This window comes from Streptomyces sp. NPDC055632, assembly GCF_053618675.1.
The window spans coordinates 18,986-38,120 of record NZ_JBSHHY010000033.1 but is presented as its reverse complement, the minus strand read 5'-3'; the positions used below and the strand labels follow the sequence as shown (position 1 = coordinate 38,120).

At 72.3% G+C, this 19,135-nt stretch carries 18 protein-coding genes; 11 read left to right on the top strand and 7 right to left on the bottom strand.

Features of this window, described 5'->3' with window-relative positions:
* Positions 1-15: 15 nt before the first annotated feature.
* On the bottom strand, positions 16-1,044 hold the full coding sequence (locus ACWGSR_RS30540; protein ID WP_453571250.1) for an ABC transporter substrate-binding protein: 1,029 nt from the start codon (positions 1,042-1,044) through the stop codon (positions 16-18).
* Between the two features lie 268 nt (positions 1,045-1,312).
* Here ACWGSR_RS30540 and ACWGSR_RS30535 point away from each other — a divergent pair, with 268 nt between their 5' ends.
* Entirely contained in the window at positions 1,313-1,558 is a 246-nt protein-coding gene (locus ACWGSR_RS30535) for a hypothetical protein (RefSeq protein ID WP_453571247.1), read from the top strand.
* Positions 1,559-1,701: 143 nt separating this feature from the next.
* Here ACWGSR_RS30535 and ACWGSR_RS30530 read toward each other — a convergent pair whose 3' ends face one another.
* Complete coding sequence (locus tag ACWGSR_RS30530) at positions 1,702-2,280, bottom strand: TIGR03086 family metal-binding protein (protein WP_453571244.1); 579 nt, start codon at positions 2,278-2,280, stop codon at positions 1,702-1,704.
* 84 nt (positions 2,281-2,364) lie between these two features.
* Here ACWGSR_RS30530 and ACWGSR_RS30525 point away from each other — a divergent pair, with 84 nt between their 5' ends.
* Both ACWGSR_RS30525 and ACWGSR_RS30520 read left to right on the top strand, forming a co-directional pair.
* Complete coding sequence (locus tag ACWGSR_RS30525) at positions 2,365-3,225, top strand: AraC family transcriptional regulator (protein WP_453571241.1); 861 nt, start codon at positions 2,365-2,367, stop codon at positions 3,223-3,225.
* Between the two features lie 14 nt (positions 3,226-3,239).
* Positions 3,240-3,776 (top strand): GNAT family N-acetyltransferase, encoded by a 537-nt coding sequence (locus tag ACWGSR_RS30520; RefSeq protein WP_453571334.1) that lies wholly within the window; start codon positions 3,240-3,242, stop codon positions 3,774-3,776.
* Here ACWGSR_RS30520 and ACWGSR_RS30515 read toward each other — a convergent pair.
* Positions 3,764-4,213 (bottom strand): GNAT family N-acetyltransferase, encoded by a 450-nt coding sequence (locus ACWGSR_RS30515; protein ID WP_376240599.1) that lies wholly within the window; start codon positions 4,211-4,213, stop codon positions 3,764-3,766. The two genes, ACWGSR_RS30520 and ACWGSR_RS30515, sit on opposite strands and share 13 nt — an antisense overlap.
* A gap of 202 nt (positions 4,214-4,415) precedes the next feature.
* Here ACWGSR_RS30515 and ACWGSR_RS30510 point away from each other — a divergent pair, with 202 nt between their 5' ends.
* Positions 4,416-5,258 (top strand): NAD(P)H-binding protein, encoded by an 843-nt coding sequence (locus ACWGSR_RS30510; protein WP_453571237.1) that lies wholly within the window; start codon positions 4,416-4,418, stop codon positions 5,256-5,258.
* A 125-nt stretch (positions 5,259-5,383) separates the two neighbouring features.
* Positions 5,384-6,121 carry a Mut7-C RNAse domain-containing protein gene (locus ACWGSR_RS30505; protein ID WP_453571234.1) on the top strand — a complete coding sequence of 246 codons (738 nt, stop codon included), beginning with the start codon at positions 5,384-5,386 and terminating at the stop codon, positions 6,119-6,121.
* A gap of 161 nt (positions 6,122-6,282) precedes the next feature.
* On the opposite strand, the gene ACWGSR_RS30500 is transcribed toward ACWGSR_RS30505, so the two are convergent.
* Positions 6,283-6,783, bottom strand: a complete 501-nt coding sequence (locus ACWGSR_RS30500) for a MarR family winged helix-turn-helix transcriptional regulator (protein ID WP_453571231.1) — start codon at positions 6,781-6,783, stop codon at positions 6,283-6,285.
* A gap of 227 nt (positions 6,784-7,010) precedes the next feature.
* On the opposite strand from ACWGSR_RS30500, the gene ACWGSR_RS30495 reads away from it, so the two are divergent.
* Complete coding sequence (locus ACWGSR_RS30495) at positions 7,011-7,775, top strand: SDR family NAD(P)-dependent oxidoreductase (protein ID WP_453571228.1); 765 nt, start codon at positions 7,011-7,013, stop codon at positions 7,773-7,775.
* Positions 7,776-7,929: 154 nt separating this feature from the next.
* Positions 7,930-8,808, top strand: coding sequence for a hypothetical protein (locus ACWGSR_RS30490; RefSeq protein WP_453571225.1), 879 nt, complete (start codon positions 7,930-7,932; stop codon positions 8,806-8,808).
* A 59-nt stretch (positions 8,809-8,867) separates the two neighbouring features.
* Here ACWGSR_RS30490 and ACWGSR_RS30485 read toward each other — a convergent pair whose 3' ends face one another.
* A complete protein-coding gene (locus ACWGSR_RS30485) occupies positions 8,868-10,061 on the bottom strand; it encodes an RtcB family protein (RefSeq protein ID WP_453571222.1) in 1,194 nt (397 codons plus the stop codon).
* 175 nt (positions 10,062-10,236) lie between these two features.
* Between ACWGSR_RS30485 and ACWGSR_RS30480 the strand changes: the two genes are divergently transcribed.
* The 3 genes from ACWGSR_RS30480 to ACWGSR_RS30470 all read left to right on the top strand — a co-directional run bounded on the left by ACWGSR_RS30480 (position 10,237) and on the right by ACWGSR_RS30470 (position 13,508).
* The gene (locus ACWGSR_RS30480; RefSeq protein ID WP_453571219.1) at positions 10,237-11,172 is read left to right on the top strand and encodes a DUF3558 domain-containing protein; all 936 of its coding nucleotides are present in this window, start codon (positions 10,237-10,239) and stop codon (positions 11,170-11,172) included.
* A gap of 195 nt (positions 11,173-11,367) precedes the next feature.
* Entirely contained in the window at positions 11,368-12,099 is a 732-nt protein-coding gene (locus ACWGSR_RS30475) for a DUF3558 domain-containing protein (protein WP_376240619.1), read from the top strand.
* A 161-nt stretch (positions 12,100-12,260) separates the two neighbouring features.
* Positions 12,261-13,508, top strand: coding sequence for a DUF2637 domain-containing protein (locus tag ACWGSR_RS30470; protein ID WP_453571215.1), 1,248 nt, complete (start codon positions 12,261-12,263; stop codon positions 13,506-13,508).
* A gap of 107 nt (positions 13,509-13,615) precedes the next feature.
* Here ACWGSR_RS30470 and lysS read toward each other — a convergent pair whose 3' ends face one another.
* A complete protein-coding gene (lysS, locus tag ACWGSR_RS30465; RefSeq protein ID WP_453571212.1) occupies positions 13,616-15,403 on the bottom strand; it encodes a lysine--tRNA ligase in 1,788 nt (595 codons plus the stop codon).
* 174 nt (positions 15,404-15,577) lie between these two features.
* On the opposite strand from lysS, the gene argS reads away from it, so the two are divergent.
* Positions 15,578-17,368: an arginine--tRNA ligase gene (gene argS / locus ACWGSR_RS30460; protein WP_453571209.1), complete on the top strand. Its 1,791-nt coding sequence runs from the start codon at positions 15,578-15,580 to the stop codon at positions 17,366-17,368.
* Positions 17,369-17,438: 70 nt separating this feature from the next.
* On the opposite strand, the gene ACWGSR_RS30455 is transcribed toward argS, so the two are convergent.
* On the bottom strand, positions 17,439-18,923 hold the full coding sequence (locus ACWGSR_RS30455; RefSeq protein ID WP_453571206.1) for a helix-turn-helix domain-containing protein: 1,485 nt from the start codon (positions 18,921-18,923) through the stop codon (positions 17,439-17,441).
* Between the last annotated feature and the right edge of the window lie 212 nt (positions 18,924-19,135).

The following is a 19,135-nucleotide window of genomic DNA, read 5'->3' as shown; positions in this document are numbered from 1 at the left end:
GCCGAAGGGCCCGCCTCAGGGGGCCAGCGCCTCCGCGAGATCGCGGAGGAAGCGGGCGTACGCGGCGGGGCTGGGCGGGGTCTCCGGGTTCCAGGGCGCGAGCCGCACCCCGCCCGGGAGGGCGTACGGGGGCGTGGCGTGCTCCCGGCTGTCGAAGAGGACCAGGTCGGGGCGGAGTTCGGCGACCCGTTCCCAGCCGGAGGTGAGCCAGTTGGCGCCGGGCCCGGGGCCCGGGTCGAGCAGCCGGACGCCGAGCCCGGCGAGCCACGCCAGCTCGGGCCAGGCGTGCGGGCGCGCCAGGTGGACCTGCTCGGGCCCGGCCCCGGAGAGCGCGAGCACCCCGAGCCCGCTCCGGGCCGCCGCCTCCCGGAGCGCCGCCTCGGCGGCCTCGAACTCCGCGAGGGCGGCGCCCTGACCGGGCCCGACGGCCGGACTCACGGTCACCGGAGTCACGATCTCGGGCCCGACGGCGTCCGAACCGACGATCACGGGGGTGCCGGTCACGGGGACGCCGACCGGGTCGCCGGCCACGGGGATGCCGACCTCCGGGTCGCCGGCCACGGGGATGCCGGCCGCCGGGTCGCCGGGCCCCGCGCTCCCGCCTCCCGGGCCGCCGACCCTCAGCCCGGCGGCCAGCGCCGCGAACCGGTCGAGGATGGCCGGCAGGTCGAGCTCGTTGCCGACGGAGAGGGCCACGAGCGGGATCCCGAGCCGCTCGACGAGCGCCTTGTCCAGCGCGTACGGGGTCTTCCCGTCGTACGTCACGTCGACGACGACGTCCGGCCGCAGCTCCCGCAGCACCGCCTCCCCCAGGGCCCGGCCCGGCCCGAGGTACGGCACCCCGACCGCCTCCAGGACGCCCGCCTTCGCCGGGTCGTACGCGTCGCCGTCGTGTCCGGAGCCGTACACCGCGACCGGTATCACCCCCAGGTCGTACAGGGCGGCCCCGGCCCGCACGTACGCGAGCACCCGCCTCGGCACGCGGGCCGCCCCCAGCTGCTCGCCCCTGTCGTCCGTGAATCCCCATGCCTGTGTTCCGGACATGCGGCTGCTCCCTCCCCGGCCGGAATCTCCCTGTTCCGCCACCTTGGAACGGTTGTCCGATCCGCACAAGAGGGCGTGCGCCCCCGCACCGGCCCGCCCGGGCCGGGACGCCGGCCCGGGCTCACCCTGCCGAAAGCCTCCCGGAAGGTGTTCACTGAAAGCGTCGGGAGGAAGCAGAGGAACCCGTAGGAATCGTCCTGCCGCCGTGCGGGCGCGCCGTCTGCCGGGGCGCACGCGTACGGGCGGCCCCCACGCCCTGGAGTGCGCCATGCCCTTGCCCGGCCGGTTCTCCAACCCCCGTACGATCACGCTCTTCGGCCTGCTCGCCGCCACGACGGCAACGTGCCTGGCCCTGGGCCTGCGCGCCCTGGCCGCCCGTCGCGACCGGGCGGGCGTCCCGCTGGAGCGCGTCTGGCACCCGCAGGAGTCGGTCCCGCTGACGCCCGCCGAGGAGCACGCCTTCGGCCAGGTCGCCCACCGCCTCTCCCCCGGCCCGGTGCACCGCCCGCGCTGATCCGCCCCGGCGACTGTCCAACGGTCGGGGTCCGCCGGACGCGGTCTACCGGGCGGGGTCCAACGGGCAGGGTCCGCCGGGCTCGGTCCACGGAGCGGGGTCCACGGAGCGGGGTCCACTGAGCGGGGTCCACCGGACGGGATCTACCGGGCGCGCGGGTCGCGGCCCGTCGTGGCGAGCAGCCGTTCGAAGGCGGTGGCGTCCCCGGGCAGCTCGACGGCGTCCCCGAAGACGCCCATCCGCCGGGCCGTCGGAGCCATTCCCTCCACCTCCCCGGCGAGGCCCGCCACCACGGACGGGTCCGGCTCGAAGGCCCGGCCGGTGGCACGGGCCAGGTCCCAGGCGTGCACGGTCAGGTCGAGCAGCACCATGGAGCCGACCGTCCGCGCGGGCAGCCCCATCGACCCGGACGTGCCCTCCTCGGCACCGGGCGCCGACCACGCCTCGACCAGCTTCCCGGTCTCCGCCGCGAACAGCTCGCGCCAGCCGGGGCCGGCGACCCGGTCCGGGGTCTCGGAGAAGTCGGGCGTCCCCTTGGCGGCGAGGACCTGGAAGTTCACGACGACGGAGAAGAGATGGTTGAGCAGGGCGCGCACGTCGTACTCGGCGCAGGGCGTGGGCGCGCCGAGCGACGCGTCGGCGATGCCGCCGACCACGGGAACGGCGTCGTCGGCGGCGGTACGGAGCAGGTCACCGATGCGGAGCTGGGCCTCGTTCGTCATGATCCCGACGCTACGGAAGCATGCCCGGCCCCGTCTTGAAGAAACACGACAGACGGCGAACGAGAGGCACCTAGCATGCGGGGCATGTCGGACTCCGCGCCCCGCCGGGACACCCGGGGCATCGTCGACCCCGCCGGACTGCTCTCCCGCGTCCGCTTCCGCCGGCACCTCCCGGCGCCGGAGCTGCGGCCGTACCTGGAGCACTACTGGCTGATCGACTGGGAACTCCCGGAGCCGTACGCGAGCCACGTCGTCCCGCACCCGTCGGTGAACGTCGTCTTCCAGCGGTACGGCCCGCAGGGCGCCCCGGCGGCCGGGGCACACGCGTCGGCCGAGGTCTCGGGGATCGGGCTCGGCCTGTTCACCCACAAGCTGGAGGAGGCGGGCCGGGTCTGCGGGATCCAGTTCCGCCCCGGCGGTTTCCGGCCCTTCGCGCCCGCGTGGCCGGTGTCGACGTGGACGGGCCGCCGCGTCCCCCTGACCGACGTCTTCCCCGGGACCCGGGACTCCCCCGACGCCACGGCCGCCGTCCTCACCCCCGACGAGGACCACGCGCGCGTGGCGGCGCTCGACGCCTTCCTCCTGGCCCACGGACCGGCCCCCGACCCGGCCGCCGACCACGCCATGGAGCTGGTGGAGCTGGTCCGTTCGGACCGCACGGTCCGCGGGACGTCCCGACTCGCCGCCGCGTCCGGCCTGTCGGCCCGCTCCCTCCAGCGCCTCTTCGCGAGCCACGTCGGAGTCGGCCCGAAATGGGTGATCCTGCGCTACCGGATCCACGAGGCCCTGGAACGCGCCGAGGCGGCGGGGACGGCGGGCGCCCCGGACTGGGCCGCCCTCGCCGCCGAACTGGGCTACAGCGACCAGGCCCACCTCGTAAGGGACTTCACGGCGACGATCGGAGTGCCGCCGACGGCGTACGCCCGTGGACCGTCAGTGCCGTGACCTACGGTGCGGAGATGGACGACGACACCTCACGCGTACGCCTGGAACCCTGGTCCGAGGAGGACGCCGGACTGCTGCGCGCCCTGAACGCACCGGAGCTGACCGCCCACCTCGGCGGCCCGGAGACCGAGGAACAGCTCGTACGGCGCCACCGGCGGTACGTGGACATGAGCGCCGCGGAGCCGGGCGCGGGCAGGATGTTCCGGATCGTGCTGCTCCCGGAGGAGACCGTGGCGGGCAGCATCGGCTTCTGGGCGCAGACCTGGGACGACGAGCCGGTGTACGAGACCGGATGGGCCGTGCTGCCGGGCTTCCAGGGGCGGGGCGTGGCGACCTCCGCCGCGCGCGCGGTGGCCGCGGAGGCCCGGGCGACGGGCCTCCGCCGGCATCTGCACGCCTTCCCGTCCTCGGACAACGCCGCCTCGAACGCGGTGTGCCGCAAGGCCGGCTTCGAGCCGCGCGGCGAACGGGACTTCGAGTACCCGCCGGGCCGCCCGATGCGCTGCACCGACTGGCGGCTCGACCTGGGGGACCCGGCTCAGGAGTCCTGACCGGGCGCGGTGAGCGGCCGGGTGAAGTGGAACGCCACGATGTCGAAGCGCTCCCGCAGGTAGAAGCGGTGGGCCCCGGTGCGGTGGGTGCCGGAGTCCAGGTTCAGCTCGTGGCAGCCGGCCTCGCGGGCACGGCCCTCCAGGTGGGCGATCAGCGCGTGCCCGACCCCGGTGGAGCGGTCGGCCGCCGCCGTCACCAGGTCGTCGACGTACAGCTTGCGCAGGGAGCTGGTGTTGACGACGATCCGCCACCCGGCCGCGCCGACGCAGCGCCCGTCGTCCGCGTAGGCGGCGCTGAACCGCAGCCCCTGGGCGTGCCCGGTCCCGTACACCTCGCGGAAGAGCTCCGGGGTGAGGTGGGGGCGGAGTTCGGAGAGGACCGGGAGGAGGTCGCTCTCCAGGCGGGGGTCGCCCGGTTCGAGATCGGTGATCTTCATGCCGGGACGGTACCCCAGGATTTCTCAGGGTTGACCGTCGAGGCACCGTCCCGGATATTTATCTGTGTCACGCAGATTATTCGTAGCGCAGTCGAACGGACCGGACCGGTCGGGCCGGCCGAACCCATCGGCCACCCACCCCTGCCTCCACTCACCCCTACCTGCCGGTCACCCGTCGACCGCCGTCCCGGAAGGACACCCCATGACCGTTCTCGTCACCGGAGCCCGCGGCCGCGTCGCCTCCACCCTGCTCGAACTCCTCACCGCCGCCGGCATCGAGGCCAGGGCGGGATCCAGGAACCCCGCCGACCTCTCCCCACCCGCCGGAACCGGCACCGTGCACTGCGACCTCACCGACCCGGCCACCTTCGACACCGCCCTGAAGGGCGTCGACTCCGTCTTCCTCTACGCCGAGGCCGCCCACGCCGGCACCTTCGCCGAACGGGCCCGCGCCGCCGGCGTCGAGCACGTCGTCCTGCTCTCCTCCAGCGCCGTCCTCGCCCCCGACGCCGGCGAGAACGCCGTCGCCGCCCGCCACCTGGCGGCCGAACGCGCCCTGGCGGCCGCCGCCGCGTCCGGCGCCTTCGAGGCCACCCACCTCCAGCCCGGCGCCTTCGCCACCAACGCCCTCGCCTGGGCGCGTCCGCTCAAGGCGGGCCGCGGCCCGGACCTGCCCCATCCGCACGCGCACAGCGACCCGATCCACGAGCGCGACCTCGCCGAAGCCGTCCTCACCGACCCCGGACTGCGCGGCTCCTCCCACTGGCTGACGGGCCCCGCGTCCCTGGACTTCACCGAACAGCTCGCGATCCTCGCCGAGGTGACCGGACGCCCCGCACCGCACACCGCCGTCACCCCCGAGGAGTGGAAGGAGTCGGTCGCCGCCTTCGTGCCGGAGCCGCTCGCGGACGGCCTCCTCGCCCACTGGGCCGCCCACGACGGCCGGCCCGCGCCCCTGACCGACACCGTGGAGACACTGACCGGCCACCCGCCCCGCACCTTCGCCACCTGGGCCACGGACCACGCGGAGGCCTTCCGCCCCTGACCGGCCCGCCCGCGCCCCGCCGCGCTCCCCGCCCGCGCCCCACCCCGGACCGCCCCGGACCGCCCCGGACCGCCCCGGACCGAATTCCCTGGCAGCCCGTCCGCCCCCGGTGACATCCTGTCCCCGTGAACGGACCGGAGATCCAGATCAGTTTCGCCCCCGGCCTGCGGCTCTTCGTCTCGGCGGAGCGGCGCACCGGCCCCACCCCCGTGACCACCGACGGCGCCTCCTCACTCGGCCACGTCGTGGAGTCACTGGGCGTGCCCCTCACCGAGGCCGGACGGCTGCTGGTCGACGGCCGGCCCGTCGAGGCCTCGCACGTCCCGAGCGCGGGCGAGACGGTCGAGGTCGAGGACGTCGCCCGCCCGCAGCCGGTCCCCGGCGCGCCCCTCCGGTTCCTGCTCGACGTGCACCTCGGCACCCTGGCCCGGCGCCTGCGCCTGCTCGGCGTGGACGCCGCCTACGAGAGCGAGGACATCGGCGACCCCGCCCTGGCCGCGCTCTCCGCACGGGAGCGGCGCGTCATGCTCTCCCGGGACCGCGGCCTGCTGCGCCGCCGCGAACTGTGGGCGGGCGCCTACGTCTACAGCGACCGGCCGGACGAGCAGCTCCGCGACGTCCTCGAACGGTTCGCACCGTTGCTCGCCCCCTGGACCCGCTGCACGGCCTGCAACGGCGCACTGAGCGAAGCCGACAAGGACGTGGTGCGCGAGCGACTGGAGCAGGGCACCGAGAAGACGTACGACGTGTTCGCCCAGTGCGTGGAGTGCGACCGGGTCTACTGGCGCGGCGCCCACCACGCACGCCTGGAGGCGATCGTCTCCGACGCGGTACGGGAATTCGGCGGGGCGACGGCCCGCTAGGGCGTGTCCGGCGGATCAGGGTCGGATAGGACGCGGCGTCTGGTGCGGTGGCTCGCAAGGCGCCGGAGCGGCTCGATAGCGGAGCTATCGGGACGTTTCGGCAACGCGGCGAGGTGCCGTGCCAGACGCCGCGGACCCGGCCATGATCCGCCGGACACGCCCTAGGGGCCGTCCGGCCGGTCGAGGTCGCCGTCGCGCAGGCGCTCGACCTGCCGGGCGCTCACCTCGACGGTGCGCCGCATGTGGGCGATGAGCAGGGCGACCTCGGCGTCGGTGTAGACGTCGAACATCGTGCCCCAGGTGCCGTTGAGCCTCCGCCACAGGGCGCCGAGCTCCGCCGTCCGCTCGGGGACGAGCGAGACCAGGACCCGGCGCCGGTCCTCGGTGTCGCGCGCCCGCGTCACGTACCCGGCCCGTTCGAGACGGTCGACGAGCCGGGTCGCCGAACCGGTGGTGAGCCCGGTCAGCTCGGCGATCCGCCCGGTGGTCACCGGCCCGCCCTCCAGACTGAGCAGGTTCAGACACTGCACATCGGTCGGGTGGAGCCCCAGATGGTCCGCGACGGCCTGGTTGAACAGGGCGTAGGCGGCCATGTAGCGGCGGGCCTCCCCGTACAGCTCGGTCATCAGCGCCTCGCGCCGGGCGGAACTCTTCTGCGTCATGCAGAGATCGTACGGACGTCTCCCGCTCAGAAGACGTAAGGGTCACCGGTGCCGGTCGACCGCCCCGTCCCGCCAGGCCGTGGCGACCTCCGCCGTCAGCTCCTGCGGAAGCCCCGCAACCCGGTCCCGCGTGTCCACCACCCGGCCGCCCCCGATCCCCGCCCCACCGCCCCACCTATCCTGACCGGACGATCACCACCTTCGATCACCTGCGCGAGGAGCACGCCATGACCGCCTCCGGTACCCCCATCGCCGTCGTCACCGGCGCGAGCAGCGGAATCGGCGCCGCCACGGCCAGGCAGCTGGCCGCCGCCGGCTACCGCGTGGTCCTCACCGCCCGCCGCAAGGACCGCGTCGAGGCCCTCGCCGACGAGATCAACGGCGCCGGCCACCAGGCCACCGCCTACGCCCTCGACGTCACCGACCGCGCCGCCGTCGACGAGTTCGCCACCGCCTTCCGCACCCTCGCCGTGCTCGTCAACAACGCGGGCGGCGCCCTCGGCGCCGACCCCGTCGCCACCGGCGACCCCGACGACTGGCGCCGCATGTACGAGGTCAACGTCCTCGGCACCCTCCACATGACCCAGGCCCTGCTCCCCGCCCTCACCGCGAGCGGCGACGGCACGGTCGTCGTCCTCTCCTCCACCGCGGGCCACGGCACCTACGAGGGCGGCGCCGGCTACGTCGCCGCCAAGAACGGCGCCCGCGTCCTCGCCGAGACCCTCCGCCTGGAGATCGTCGGCACCCCCGTCCGCGTCATCGAGATCGCCCCCGGCATGGTCAAGACCGACGAGTTCGCCACCACCCGCTTCCGCGGCGACACCGACAAGGCCGCCAAGGTCTACGCCGGCGTGGCCGAGCCCCTCACCGCCGACGACGTCGCCGAGACCATCACCTGGGCCTGCACCCGCCCCCCGCACGTCAACATCGACCTCCTCGTCGTCCGCCCCCGCGCCCAGGCCTCCAACACCAAGGTCCACCGGGAACTCTGACCACGATCCGCCACACGAACGGGTGAACAGATCCGATCACCCGCACGGCGACCGAACCCCGGCCTAGCGTCGGGAACAACTCCATACAGAACGGCCCTCGGGCGGGACGGCAATCCCACCCGAGGGCCTGACCATCAGGAAGGCAACACTTCCCATGGCTGAGCAGGACCCTAGCGTGCCCGCGCTCTTCGACCTGAGCGCCCTTACGCCCACCGCCCCGCCCCCGCCGGCCTTCATGAACCTCGAAGACCCCGGCTACGCCTACATGTTCGGCTTTCTCCAGGCCGACGGACACCTGGCGCGCGGCACAGGCCGGAAAGGCAGCCTGAGCGTCGAGATCAACGCGCGGGACGCCCACATCCTTTACGAGTTCCAGCGTCTGACCCCGTACTACAGCTCCATCACAGAACGAGTCCGCACCACCAACTTCGCCGAACGGCACCACTCGGCCACGTGGACTCTGTGCGCACTTGAAGCAAGGACCGCGCTCAACGAACTCGGGATTCCGTACGGCAAGAAGTCACGCATCATCCGGCCACCCCGCATCGAGTTCTCCCGCCCCGACTACCTCCGCGGCTGCATCGACGCCGACGGATCGCTCGGCTGGACCGCCGATGGCATCCCGTTCCTGTCGTTCACATCGGCCAGCACGGCCCTGGCCGCGTACCTGTGCCACTACGCGAAGAAGATCACGGGCGCCGAGCGCATCGCTCGCCGCAACGCCCGCGACCAGGTCTACGTCATCACGTACTTCAAGGAGCAGGCACAACAGCTCGCCGCGCACCTCTATTACCCTGGCTGTCTCGCCCTGGACCATAAGAAGGCCAATGCAGCCGCGCTCCAGACCTGGGTACGCCCGGCGGACATGAAGTTCGCGCCATCTCGCAAGCGCTGGACCGAAGCGGACGACCACGAACTGCTGCGGCTCGGCGATCCCGCCGCCGCAGCCGTCACGCTCGACCGCACCGAGAAGAGCTGCTTCATGCGCCTGTGGCGGCTCCGCACCGGTCAGGTGCCCACGCCCGACCAGTAGTCCGGCGCGAGGATGCGGGACGGGACGCCGCATCAACGGCGCCCCATCCCGGCTTCTCCTCAGCCCTTCACGCAGACCACCTGCTTCAGCTTCGCGACGACCTCCACCAGGTCCCGCTGCTGGTCGATGACCTTCTCGATCGGCTTGTACGCGCCCGGGATCTCGTCCACGACGCCGGAGTCCTTGCGGCACTCCACGCCCCGCGTCTGCTCCTCCAGGTCCCGCGTCGTGAAGCGCCGCTTCGCCGCGCTCCGGCTCATCTTCCGGCCCGCGCCGTGCGAGGCCGAGTTGAAGGACGCCGCGTTCCCGAGGCCCTTCACGATGTACGAGCCCGTGCCCATCGAGCCCGGGATGATCCCGAACTCCCCGGAGCCGGCCCGGATCGCGCCCTTCCGCGTGACCAGCATGTCCATGCCCTCGTACCGCTCCTCCGCCACGTAGTTGTGGTGGCAGGAGATCACCGGCTCGAAGGCCACCCGGGCCTTGCGGAACTCCCGGCGGACGACCTCCTGGAAGAGTGCCATCATGATCGCGCGGTTGTACTTCGCATACTCTTGCGCCCAGAAGAGGTCGTTCCGGTAGGCAGCCATCTGCGGAGTATCCGAGACGAACACTGCGAGATCGCGGTCTATGAGCCCCTGATTGTGCGGTAGCTTCTGCGCTTCACCAATGTGGTACTCGGCAAGCTCCTTACCGATGTTGCGGGATCCGGAGTGCAACATGAGCCACACCGAGCCCTGCGTATCTATACAGAGCTCCGCAAAATGATTCCCTCCGCCCAGCGTCCCCATCTGCTGCCCCGCCCGCTCCCGCCGGAACTTCACCGCGTCCGCGACCCCGTCGAACCGCGACCAGAAGTCCTCCCACCCCGCCGTCGGGAACTGGTACAGCCGCTTCGGGTCCACCGCCTCGCGGTGGAGGCCGCGGCCGACCGGGATGGCCTGTTCGATCTTGGAGCGGAGGCGGGAGAGGTCGCCCGGCAGGTCATTGGCCGTCAGGGAGGTCTTGACCGCCGACATGCCGCAGCCGATGTCCACGCCGACCGCCGCCGGGCACACCGCGCCCTGCATCGCGATCACCGAGCCGACCGTCGCGCCCTTGCCGTAGTGCACGTCCGGCATCACGGCCAGGCCCTTGATCCAGGGGAGCGTCGCCACGTTCTGGAGCTGCTGCATGGCGCCGCCCTCCACCGTGGAGGGGTCGGTCCACATCCGGATCGGCACCTTCGCCCCCGGCACCTCTACGTACGACATACTTCCTCGATTCCCCCGAAACGTCCGATAACGCAAAAACCGGAGCCAAAGCCCGTACAGGTGACAGGGGACCGGCATCAACGGCAGCGTGTGCGATAGACATTGTGTCCATCGGCCGGGTTCGCGCGGCAAACAGTTTTCGGGAAAGTCTTACGGGTGAAGGGAGCCTGGGACCGTGCAGCGAAAGAGGTACGCCCCCGGTGGCACCGGGTCCACGGCTCGTACCGTCCTCGTCCTCGCACTCGGCCTGGGCCTCGGCGCGGGCCTCTCCGGCTGTTCCTCCGGCACCCCCGCCGACGACGTCACCGTCGACGCCAAGGCCGGTGTCGCCTCCCCCGCCGCGTCCCCCGGCCGCTACCGCACCCTCTTCGAGCCCTGCGGCGCCGTCCCGCAGGGCGTCCTCAAGGAGATGCTCCCGGGTGCCGCCGCCCTGCCCGACCCCGAGCGCGACAAGGCCTACCGGGGCACCGCCGCCGTCACGTACGACACCGACCGGCGGGTCGGCTGCTCGTGGCGGGCCGACGCGCCGGAGACCTCGCACCGGCTCTCGCTCGACGTCGAGCGCGTGGTCTCGTACGACACCTCGGTCAGCGACGACGACCGGGCGCAGGAGGTGTACGTCCGCAAGCAGCTCGCGGCGGGCATCCCGCTGCCGCCCGCCGCGCCGTCCGAGAACGTCGGGACGCCCACCGGGACGCCGACCGGCACTACGGGCGGTCCGACCGTGCCCCCGGCGCACAAGCCGTCGGCGACCGGTGGCGCGGATCCGGTGAACGCCGCCGTCTCCACCGCTCCCACTCCCGGCGCCCCCACGCCCACCGGGCCGACCGGTTCGGGGCCGACCCCGTCCGGGGATCCCTCCACCACGGGCCTTGAGTCGCGCGTCCTGGAGGGGCTCGGCGAGGTCGCGTACCTCGACGACGTCCCCGGCGGGCCGGGCGCGAGCAGCCGCGAGCGGTCCGTCGGCGTGGTGTTCCGCACATCCAACGTGATCGTGACGGTGTCGTACCGGGAGGAGGCCACCGGTTCCGCCGGGGCGCCGGACGCCCGGGAACTGCAGGAAAGGGCCCTGAAGCTGGCCCGGTTGCTGGCCGACCGCCTGGAGGAGTAGCCGGCCGGTGCCGCTCCGTGAGCGGAGGGCGAGCACGTAACGTGTCGCCGTGGCCCGTGGCCGGACCGCACGACAGCCGGACCGCACGACAGCCGGATCACAGGACAGCCGGACCGCACGACCGCCAGACCGCCAGACCGCACGACAGCCGTACCGCACGACCGCCGGACCGTACGACAAGCGACTGAAGGAACCATGCAGCGATCAGCTCCGCGACTCACCCGCATACTCGCCTGCGCAGCCGTCCCGGTGATGCTCGTCGTCGCCGGCTGCTCCTCCGACTCCGGTGACTCCGGGAAGTCGAAGGCGAAGGAGACTCCGGGCGCGTCGGCGTCCGCGACGCCCTCGCCCGCGCAGACGACGAAGGCGGTCGAGCCGGCGAAGTTCGCGAAGCTGCCCCAGGTCTGCCAGTCGATCACGGCGAAGACGACCGAGGCCCTGGTGCCGAAGGCGAAGACCAAGAACGGTACGCCGGGCGTCTCCAGCGATCTGGGGAGCCGCGGCGGCTGCTCGTGGAACGGTCTGGACGACAAGGGCGTGAAGGGCTCGCAGTACCGCTGGCTGGACGTGTCCTTCTACCGGTACGACTCGGACGCCTCCCTCGGCAGTGGTCAGGAGCGGGCGCGGCAGAACCTCGCGAAGGAGGTCGCGAAGGTCGAGGGGACGGCCGGGGCGAAGAACCTCCGGACGACGGCGGCCACGGGGATCGGCGACGAGGCGAAGACGGTCACGTACCAGGAGACCAAGACGGGCGTGAACTTCGTGTACACGTCGATCGTGGCGCGCACGGGGAACGTGCTGGTGCTGCTGTCGTACAACGGCGCCGGCTACTCGGGTGCGCCGACTCCGACGGAGAAGGCGATCACGGACGGTGCGGCCGCGGCGGCCAAGGAGGCCGTGTCGTCGGTGGCGGCGGCCAACAAGTGACGGCCGACGAGTAGCGGCCGACGAGCAGCGGACGACAAACAGGCGCGAAGCGCCACGGAACGGCACATCTGCATGGAGCCCGTCCCTCCCCCGGGGGCCGGGCTTCGTTCACATGTGCCACTCTGTGCGCGCGAGATGTCGATCGACGGGAGGGGTCGCGGGTGGCCGCGATGCAGCTGACACGCACACACCGGGTACTCATCGGCCTCGTCATCGCCGGTGCGCTGATCATCGCGGGAATCGGTTTCGCGGGTTCGTACGCCGCGGTGCGCGAGCTCGCGGTGCAAAAGGGTTTCGGCACCTTCTCGTACTTCTTCCCGATCGGCATCGACGCGGGCATCTGTGTGCTGCTCGCGCTCGACCTGCTGCTGACGTGGCTGCGGATCCCGTTCCCGCTGCTGCGGCAGACGGCGTGGGTGCTCACGGCGGCGACCATCGCGTTCAACGGTGCGGCGGCCTGGCCGGATCCGCTGGGCGTGGGCATGCACGCGGTGATCCCGGTGCTGTTCGTGGTGGCCGTGGAGGCGGCGCGGCACGCGGTGGGCCGGATCGCGGACATCACGGCGGACAAGCACATGGAGGGGGTGCGGCTGACGCGGTGGCTGCTGTCGCCGATACCGACCTTCCGGTTGTGGCGGCGGATGAAGCTGTGGGAGCTGCGTTCGTACGAGCAGGTCATCAAGCTGGAGCAGGAGCGGATGATCTACCAGGCCCGGCTCCAGGCCCGGTTCGGCCGGAACTGGCGGCGGAAGGCTCCGGTGGAGGCGCTGATGCCGCTGCGTCTGGCGCGGTACGGGGTGCCGTTGGCGGAGACGGCGGCGTCGGGTCTGGCGGCGGCGGGGATCGAGCCGGCGGTGCTGCCCGCGCAGCAGGGCCAGGTGTACGAGCAGCCGCAGCAGCCGCAGCTTCCTCAGTCGTCCCAGTCGCCCGTGGCGCCGCAGGCGGTACCGCAGCAGCTTCCGCAGCAGGCGGGGGGCCTGCCGCAGGGGGAGGTCGCGATCGTGCCCGTGAACCACGAGAGCCCGTGGTTCGACACGCAGAAGGTGTCCACGGAGGCGTACGAGGGGACGTACAACCCCCAGATCGTGGAGGGTCTGGAGCCGATGCCGGTGCCGGTGCCGCAGGGTCCGGAGGACATTCCGGCGCCGGGTCCCGAGGGGTTCGTGGAGTATCCGGAGTACGTGGAGGAGCCGACTCCGCAGGTCGACTACCTCCGTGAGGTCGTACACAAGCTGATGTGGGAGTACGCCGTACAGCACGACAACTTCCCGGAGGACGCGGAGCTGGCGCGTCAGGTGGCCGAGCAGCACGGCGCCCAGCAGTACTACGACCCCGAGGCGCTCCAGCGGCTGATTCCCGAGGTGCAGGAGGAGATCCGGCAGGCGATGGTCGCGCGCCACACGCCCTGACCCGCATGCAGCACGTGAGCACGTGAGCACGTGAAAGGGGCCGCCGCCCGGAGGGCATCCGGGCGGCGGCCCCTTTCACGTGTGCGCCGGGCGCCTTTCGGTGGGCGTCAGGCGCCGAGGAGCTTCCTCACCCGGTCCGCGCCGACGGCGAGGAGGAGGGTGGGGAGGCGGGGGCCCGTCTCGCGGCTCACGAGGAGCTTGTAGAGCAGGGCGAAGAAGGCGCGCTGGGCGATCTTGAGCTCGGGCGTGGGCTTGGCCTCGGGGTCGAGTCCGGCCATGACCTTCGGGACGCCGTAGACGAGGGTGGTGAGACCGTCGAGCGACCAGTGGGTGTCGAGGCCGTCCAGGAGGAGGCGGAGCGACTCGCGGCCCTCGTCGTCGAGCGAGCCGAGGAGTTCGGTGTCGGGCTCGTCGCGGACGATGGTGCGCTGGTCGGCCGGGACCTGGTTGGTGATCCAGTTCTCGGCGCGGTCGAGGCGGGGCCGGACCTCGTCGAGGGAGGTGACGGGGTTGTCGGGGTCGAGTTCGGTGAGGATCCGCAGGGTCTGCTCGTCGTGTCCGGCGGTGACGTCCATGACCGAGGCCAGGGTCCGGTACGGGAGCGGGCGCGGGGTGCGGGGGAGTTCGCCGGCGGCGGTGCGGGCGGCACGGGAGTGGGCGGCGGCGTCGGCGGGCAGGACGGTGCCGTCGGCGACCTTGGCCTCCAGCTTGTCCCACTCGTCGTAGAGGCGCTGGATCTCCTGGTCGAAGGCGATCTTGAAGGACTGGTTGGGCCTGCGGCGGGCGTAGAGCCAGCGCAGCAGGGGCGCTTCCATGATCTTCAGGGCGTCGGCGGGGGTGGGGACGCCGCCGCGGGAGGAGGACATCTTGGCCATGCCGCTGATGCCGACGAAGGCGTACATGGGGCCGATGGGCTGGACGCCGTCGAAGATCTCGCGGACGATCTGGCCGCCGACGACGAAGGAGGAGCCGGGCGAGGAGTGGTCGACGCCGGAGGGCTCGAAGATCACGCCCTCGTAGGCCCAGCGCATGGGCCAGTCGACCTTCCAGACCAGCTTGCCGCGGTTGAACTCGCTGAGCCGGACGGTCTCGGCGAAGCCGCAGGCCGTGCAGGTGTAGGCGAGTTCGGTGGTGTCGTCGTCGTAGGAGGTGACGGTGGTGAGGTCCTTCTCGCAGCGCCCGCAGTAGGGCTTGTACGGGAAGTAGCCGGCGCCGCCGCCGGAGCCGTCGTCCTCGGCGGCCGCGCCGGAGCCCTCCTCGGCTTCGAGCTCGGCCTCGTCGAGGGGCTTCTGGGACTGCTTCTTGGGCGCCTTCTTGGTGCGGTACTGGTCGAGGATGGCGTCGATGCCGGCGCGGTTCCTCATGGCGTGCAGGATCTGCTCGCGGTAGGTGCCGGCGGTGTACTGCTCGGTCTGGCTGATCGGGTCGTACTCGACGCCCAGCTCGGCCAGGGACTCGACCATGGCGGCCTTGAAGTGCTCGGCCCAGTTGGCGTGGGGCGAGCCGGCGGGGGCCGGGACGGAGGTCAGCGGCTTGCCGATGTGCTCGGCCCAGGTCTCGTCGACGCCCTCGACGCCGTTCGGGACCTTGCGGTAGCGGTCGTAGTCGTCCCAGGAGACGAGGTGGCGGACGGTGTGTCCGCGGCGGCGGATCTCGTCGGCGACCAGGTGCGGGGTCATGACCTCGCGGAGGTTGCCGAGGTGGATCGGGCCGGAGGGGGAGAGTCCGGAGGCGACGACGACCGGTTTGCCAGGCGCACGTCGCTCCGACTCGGCGATGACCTCGTCCGCGAAACGGGAGACCCAGTCGGTCTCGGTGCTGCTCTGAGCCACGGTCGGTACGTCCTTCTTTCCGGAATTCCCTCGGCGCCTTGCGTCAGGCCCTACGTCTGTCATTGTCCCAGACGGAACGACGGCCCCCGGGGTTGTCCACAGGTGCGGGTTGTCCACAGGTGCGGATTCTCCGCGGGTCCGGCTCGTCCACAGGCGGAGAAAACACGTTGCTCTCCCGTGGGACACTTGACAAGCGAAAATAGACCACCGGACACCTCTCGACGGAAACGGAAGCTCATGGCCTCGGTCCCTTCCCTCGCTTCGACCGTGCAGCAGCGCCTCGCGGACGGACTCTCGGCTGCCCTGCCGGAGGCCGCGTCCGCCGACCCGCTGCTGCGACGTAGCGACCGGGCCGACTTCCAGGCGAACGGCATCCTGGCCCTCGCCAAGCGGCTGAAGGGCAATCCGCGCGAGCTGGCGACGAAGGTCGTCGAGGCGATTCCGGCGAACGACGTCCTGAAGGAGGTCGAGGTCTCCGGCCCCGGCTTCCTGAACATCACGGTCACCGACGCGGCGATCGTCGAGACCCTGGCGGCCCGTGCCGCCGACGCGCGGCTCGGCGTGCCGTTCAACGAGTCGGCGGGCACGACGGTGATCGACTACGCGCAGCCGAACGTGGCGAAGGAGATGCACGTCGGCCACCTGCGGTCCGCGGTGATCGGCGCGGCGATGGTCGAGATCCTGGAGTTCACCGGCGAGACGGTGGTCCGGCGTCACCACATCGGCGACTGGGGCACCCAGTTCGGCATGCTCATCCAGTACCTGATCGAGCACCCGCACGAGCTGGACCACTCCTCGGAGTCCGAGGTGTCCGGCGAGGAGGCGATGTCGAACCTGAACAGGCTGTACAAGGCGTCGCGCGCCCTGTTCGACTCGGACGAGGAGTTCAAGACGCGGGCCCGTGCGCGCGTGGTGGACCTCCAGGCCGGTGACGAGGAGACGCTCGCGCTCTGGCAGCGGTTCGTGGACGAGTCGAAGATCTACTTCTACTCGGTCTTCGACAAGCTGGACATGGACATCCGGGACACCGACGTGGTCGGCGAGTCCGGTTACAACGACATGCTGGTGGAGACCTGCCGGATCCTGGAGGAGACGGGCGTCGCGGTCCGCTCCGAGGGCGCGCTGTGCGTCTTCTTCGACGACGTGAAGGGCCCGGACGGCAACCCGGTGCCGCTGATCGTGCAGAAGTCCGACGGCGGTTTCGGGTACGCGGCGACGGATCTGTCGGCGATCCGGGACCGGGTGCGGAACCTGAAGGCGACGTCCCTGCTGTACGTGGTGGACGCGCGGCAGTCGCTGCACTTCAAGATGGTCTTCGAGACGGCCCGCCGGGCGGGCTGGCTGAACGACGAGGTGAAGGCGCACCAGCTGGCGTTCGGCACGGTCCTGGGCAAGGACGGCAAGCCGTTCAAGACCCGTGAGGGCGAGACGGTCCGGCTGGTGGACCTGCTCGACGAGGCCGTGGACCGGGCGACGGAGGTCGTCCGGGAGAAGGAGGAGGCCTACCGGGAGAGGACCGGGCAGTCCCTCCTGACCGAGGCGGAGATCGTCGAGAACGGGCAGCACGTGGGCATCGGCGCGGTGAAGTACGCCGACCTGTCGACGTCGGCCGCGCGGGACTACAAGTTCGACCTGGACCAGATGGTGTCGCTGAACGGCGACACGTCGGTGTACCTCCAGTACGCGTACGCGCGGGTCAGGTCGATCTTCGGCAAGGCGGGCGACCGCACCCCGGTCGCCCACCCGGAGCTGGAGCTCGCCCCGGCGGAGCGCGCGCTCGGCCTGCACCTGGACGGGTTCGCGGAGACGGTGGCGGAGGCGGCCGCGGAGTACGCGCCGCACAAGCTGACCGCGTACCTGTACCAGCTCGCCTCGCTGTACACGACGTTCTACGACCAGTGCCCGGTGCTCAAGCCGGAGCCGGCGCGGGAGGTCGCGGAGAACCGGCTGTTCCTCTGCGACCTGACGGCCCGCACGCTCCACCAGGGCATGGCGCTCCTGGGCATCCGGACGCCCGAGCGGCTCTGATCCCCGGGGGCTCCGGCCCTCCGCGCACCGACGGGCACCTCTCGCGTAGCGAGAGGTGCCCGTTCCGCGTTCAGTCCCCTTCGTCCACGCGCCATTCGCCCGGGTCGACCCACCAGAGGTACGAGGGGCGTCCGGCGGTCGCGCTGGTGCGGAAGGGGCGGCCTCCGTCGTCGACCCGGATCGTGCCCCTGCGGTCGCCGCTGCTCCATTCGACCTCCAGGTACCAGCTGACGTCGTGGGCCTTGGTGGTCACGTCGAAGCGGAGGACCTGGGGGTCGTGGGAGGCGACCTTGTAGGGGAAGTCCTTGGCGGGGACGACGATGTCGCCGTTCTGCCCGGCGATCGGGCGGACGCCGGGCTGGGGGCGGTCGAGGTCCACGGCGAACGTCTGCGGGGTGACGCCGCTGCCGCAGCCCTCGCCCATCGAGAACGCCGACCAGGGCAGGGCGGCGGAGCGCCCCACCACCCGGACGTTGACCCTGTTGATCACCACGGAGTCGGCCGTGCGGCCGGTGGCGGTGAGTTCGAGGCGCATGCCGCCGCCGTCCACCGCGCCGAGCGACCGCGCCCAGCCCCGGTGGTCCTGGGGCGGGGGCGGCGGGGGGACGGTGCCGGGGTCGCGGTCGAGCAGGTAGTACTGGCCGCAGGGGTGCTCCCAGTTGTACGAGCTGATGCCGACGCGCAGCGGGACGCCGGTCGCGGGCGCGCCGGACCCCGGGGCGGTCGGCGACGGGTTCCGCGAGGGGTCCGGGGCCGGGGAGGACGGGGAGCCCTTGTCGTCGGGCGGCCCGGACGGGGAACCGGTCGGGGTGCCGGACGGGGTCGGGGTCACGGCCGGGGACGAGGCGAGGCCGGGGCGTACGGGGAGGGCGCCGCCGGTCGCCGGACCGGACGGGGCGGGCACCGGCGCCGCCCGCTCCGGTCGTCCCCCGCCGTCGCCGCCGGACGCGAACACGGCGACCGGCACGGCCACCGCGACGACCACGGCGGCGGCGAGCGCGACGAGCACGCGGCGACGGCGCGCACCGCCGCTCCGGGCATCGGGCCGGTCGTGCACGCCGGGCGCCCTGGGCACTTCGGACGCGTCGGGTACGTCGGACGCGTCGGGTACATCGGGTGCGTCGGACGCATCAGGTGCGTCGGGTGTACCCGAAACGCCTCCCGCCCCGGGCCCCGTACTCGCGTCCGTAACGACCACAGACCCTGGCCCCGGATCCGCCTCCGGCACCGACTCCGACTCCGACACCGGCACCGGCTCCCGCCCCGATTCGACCGGCTTCACCGTCGCCGCCGAGCGGCTCCGTGTCCGCGCGTCGTCCGCAACGATCCAGCGCCGGTGCAGCTCGATCAGTTCCTCGCGTTCGGCCCCGCACAGGCGGGCGAACCGCTCGGCCACCGCGAACTCGGCCGGTACGGCGTCGCCGTTGCAGTAGCGGTGCAGGGTCGACGTGCTGACGTGCAGCCGCCCGGCGAGCACCCCGTAACTGCGCCCCGAACGCTCCTTGAGCTGCCGCAGCAGCGTGCCCAACTCCTGGGCCTCCGGTGTGGTCGCCACCGTGCCCCTCCCCGTGTTCGGTGCTCTCGCGTCCCGGAACGGCGTTCCAGGCAAGGTCCGTTCCCGCTGGTCACCGTACCCGTGAGCGTTCCAGCGTCCCCCATGGCCCGTTCGGCGTTGCGGCCGGAATCCGCCGCCCCGCAACCTGGGACCACGCCGCACGGCACCGGTCGGACGGGCAGTGCGGCAGCCGGAGACCGACCGAAAAGCAA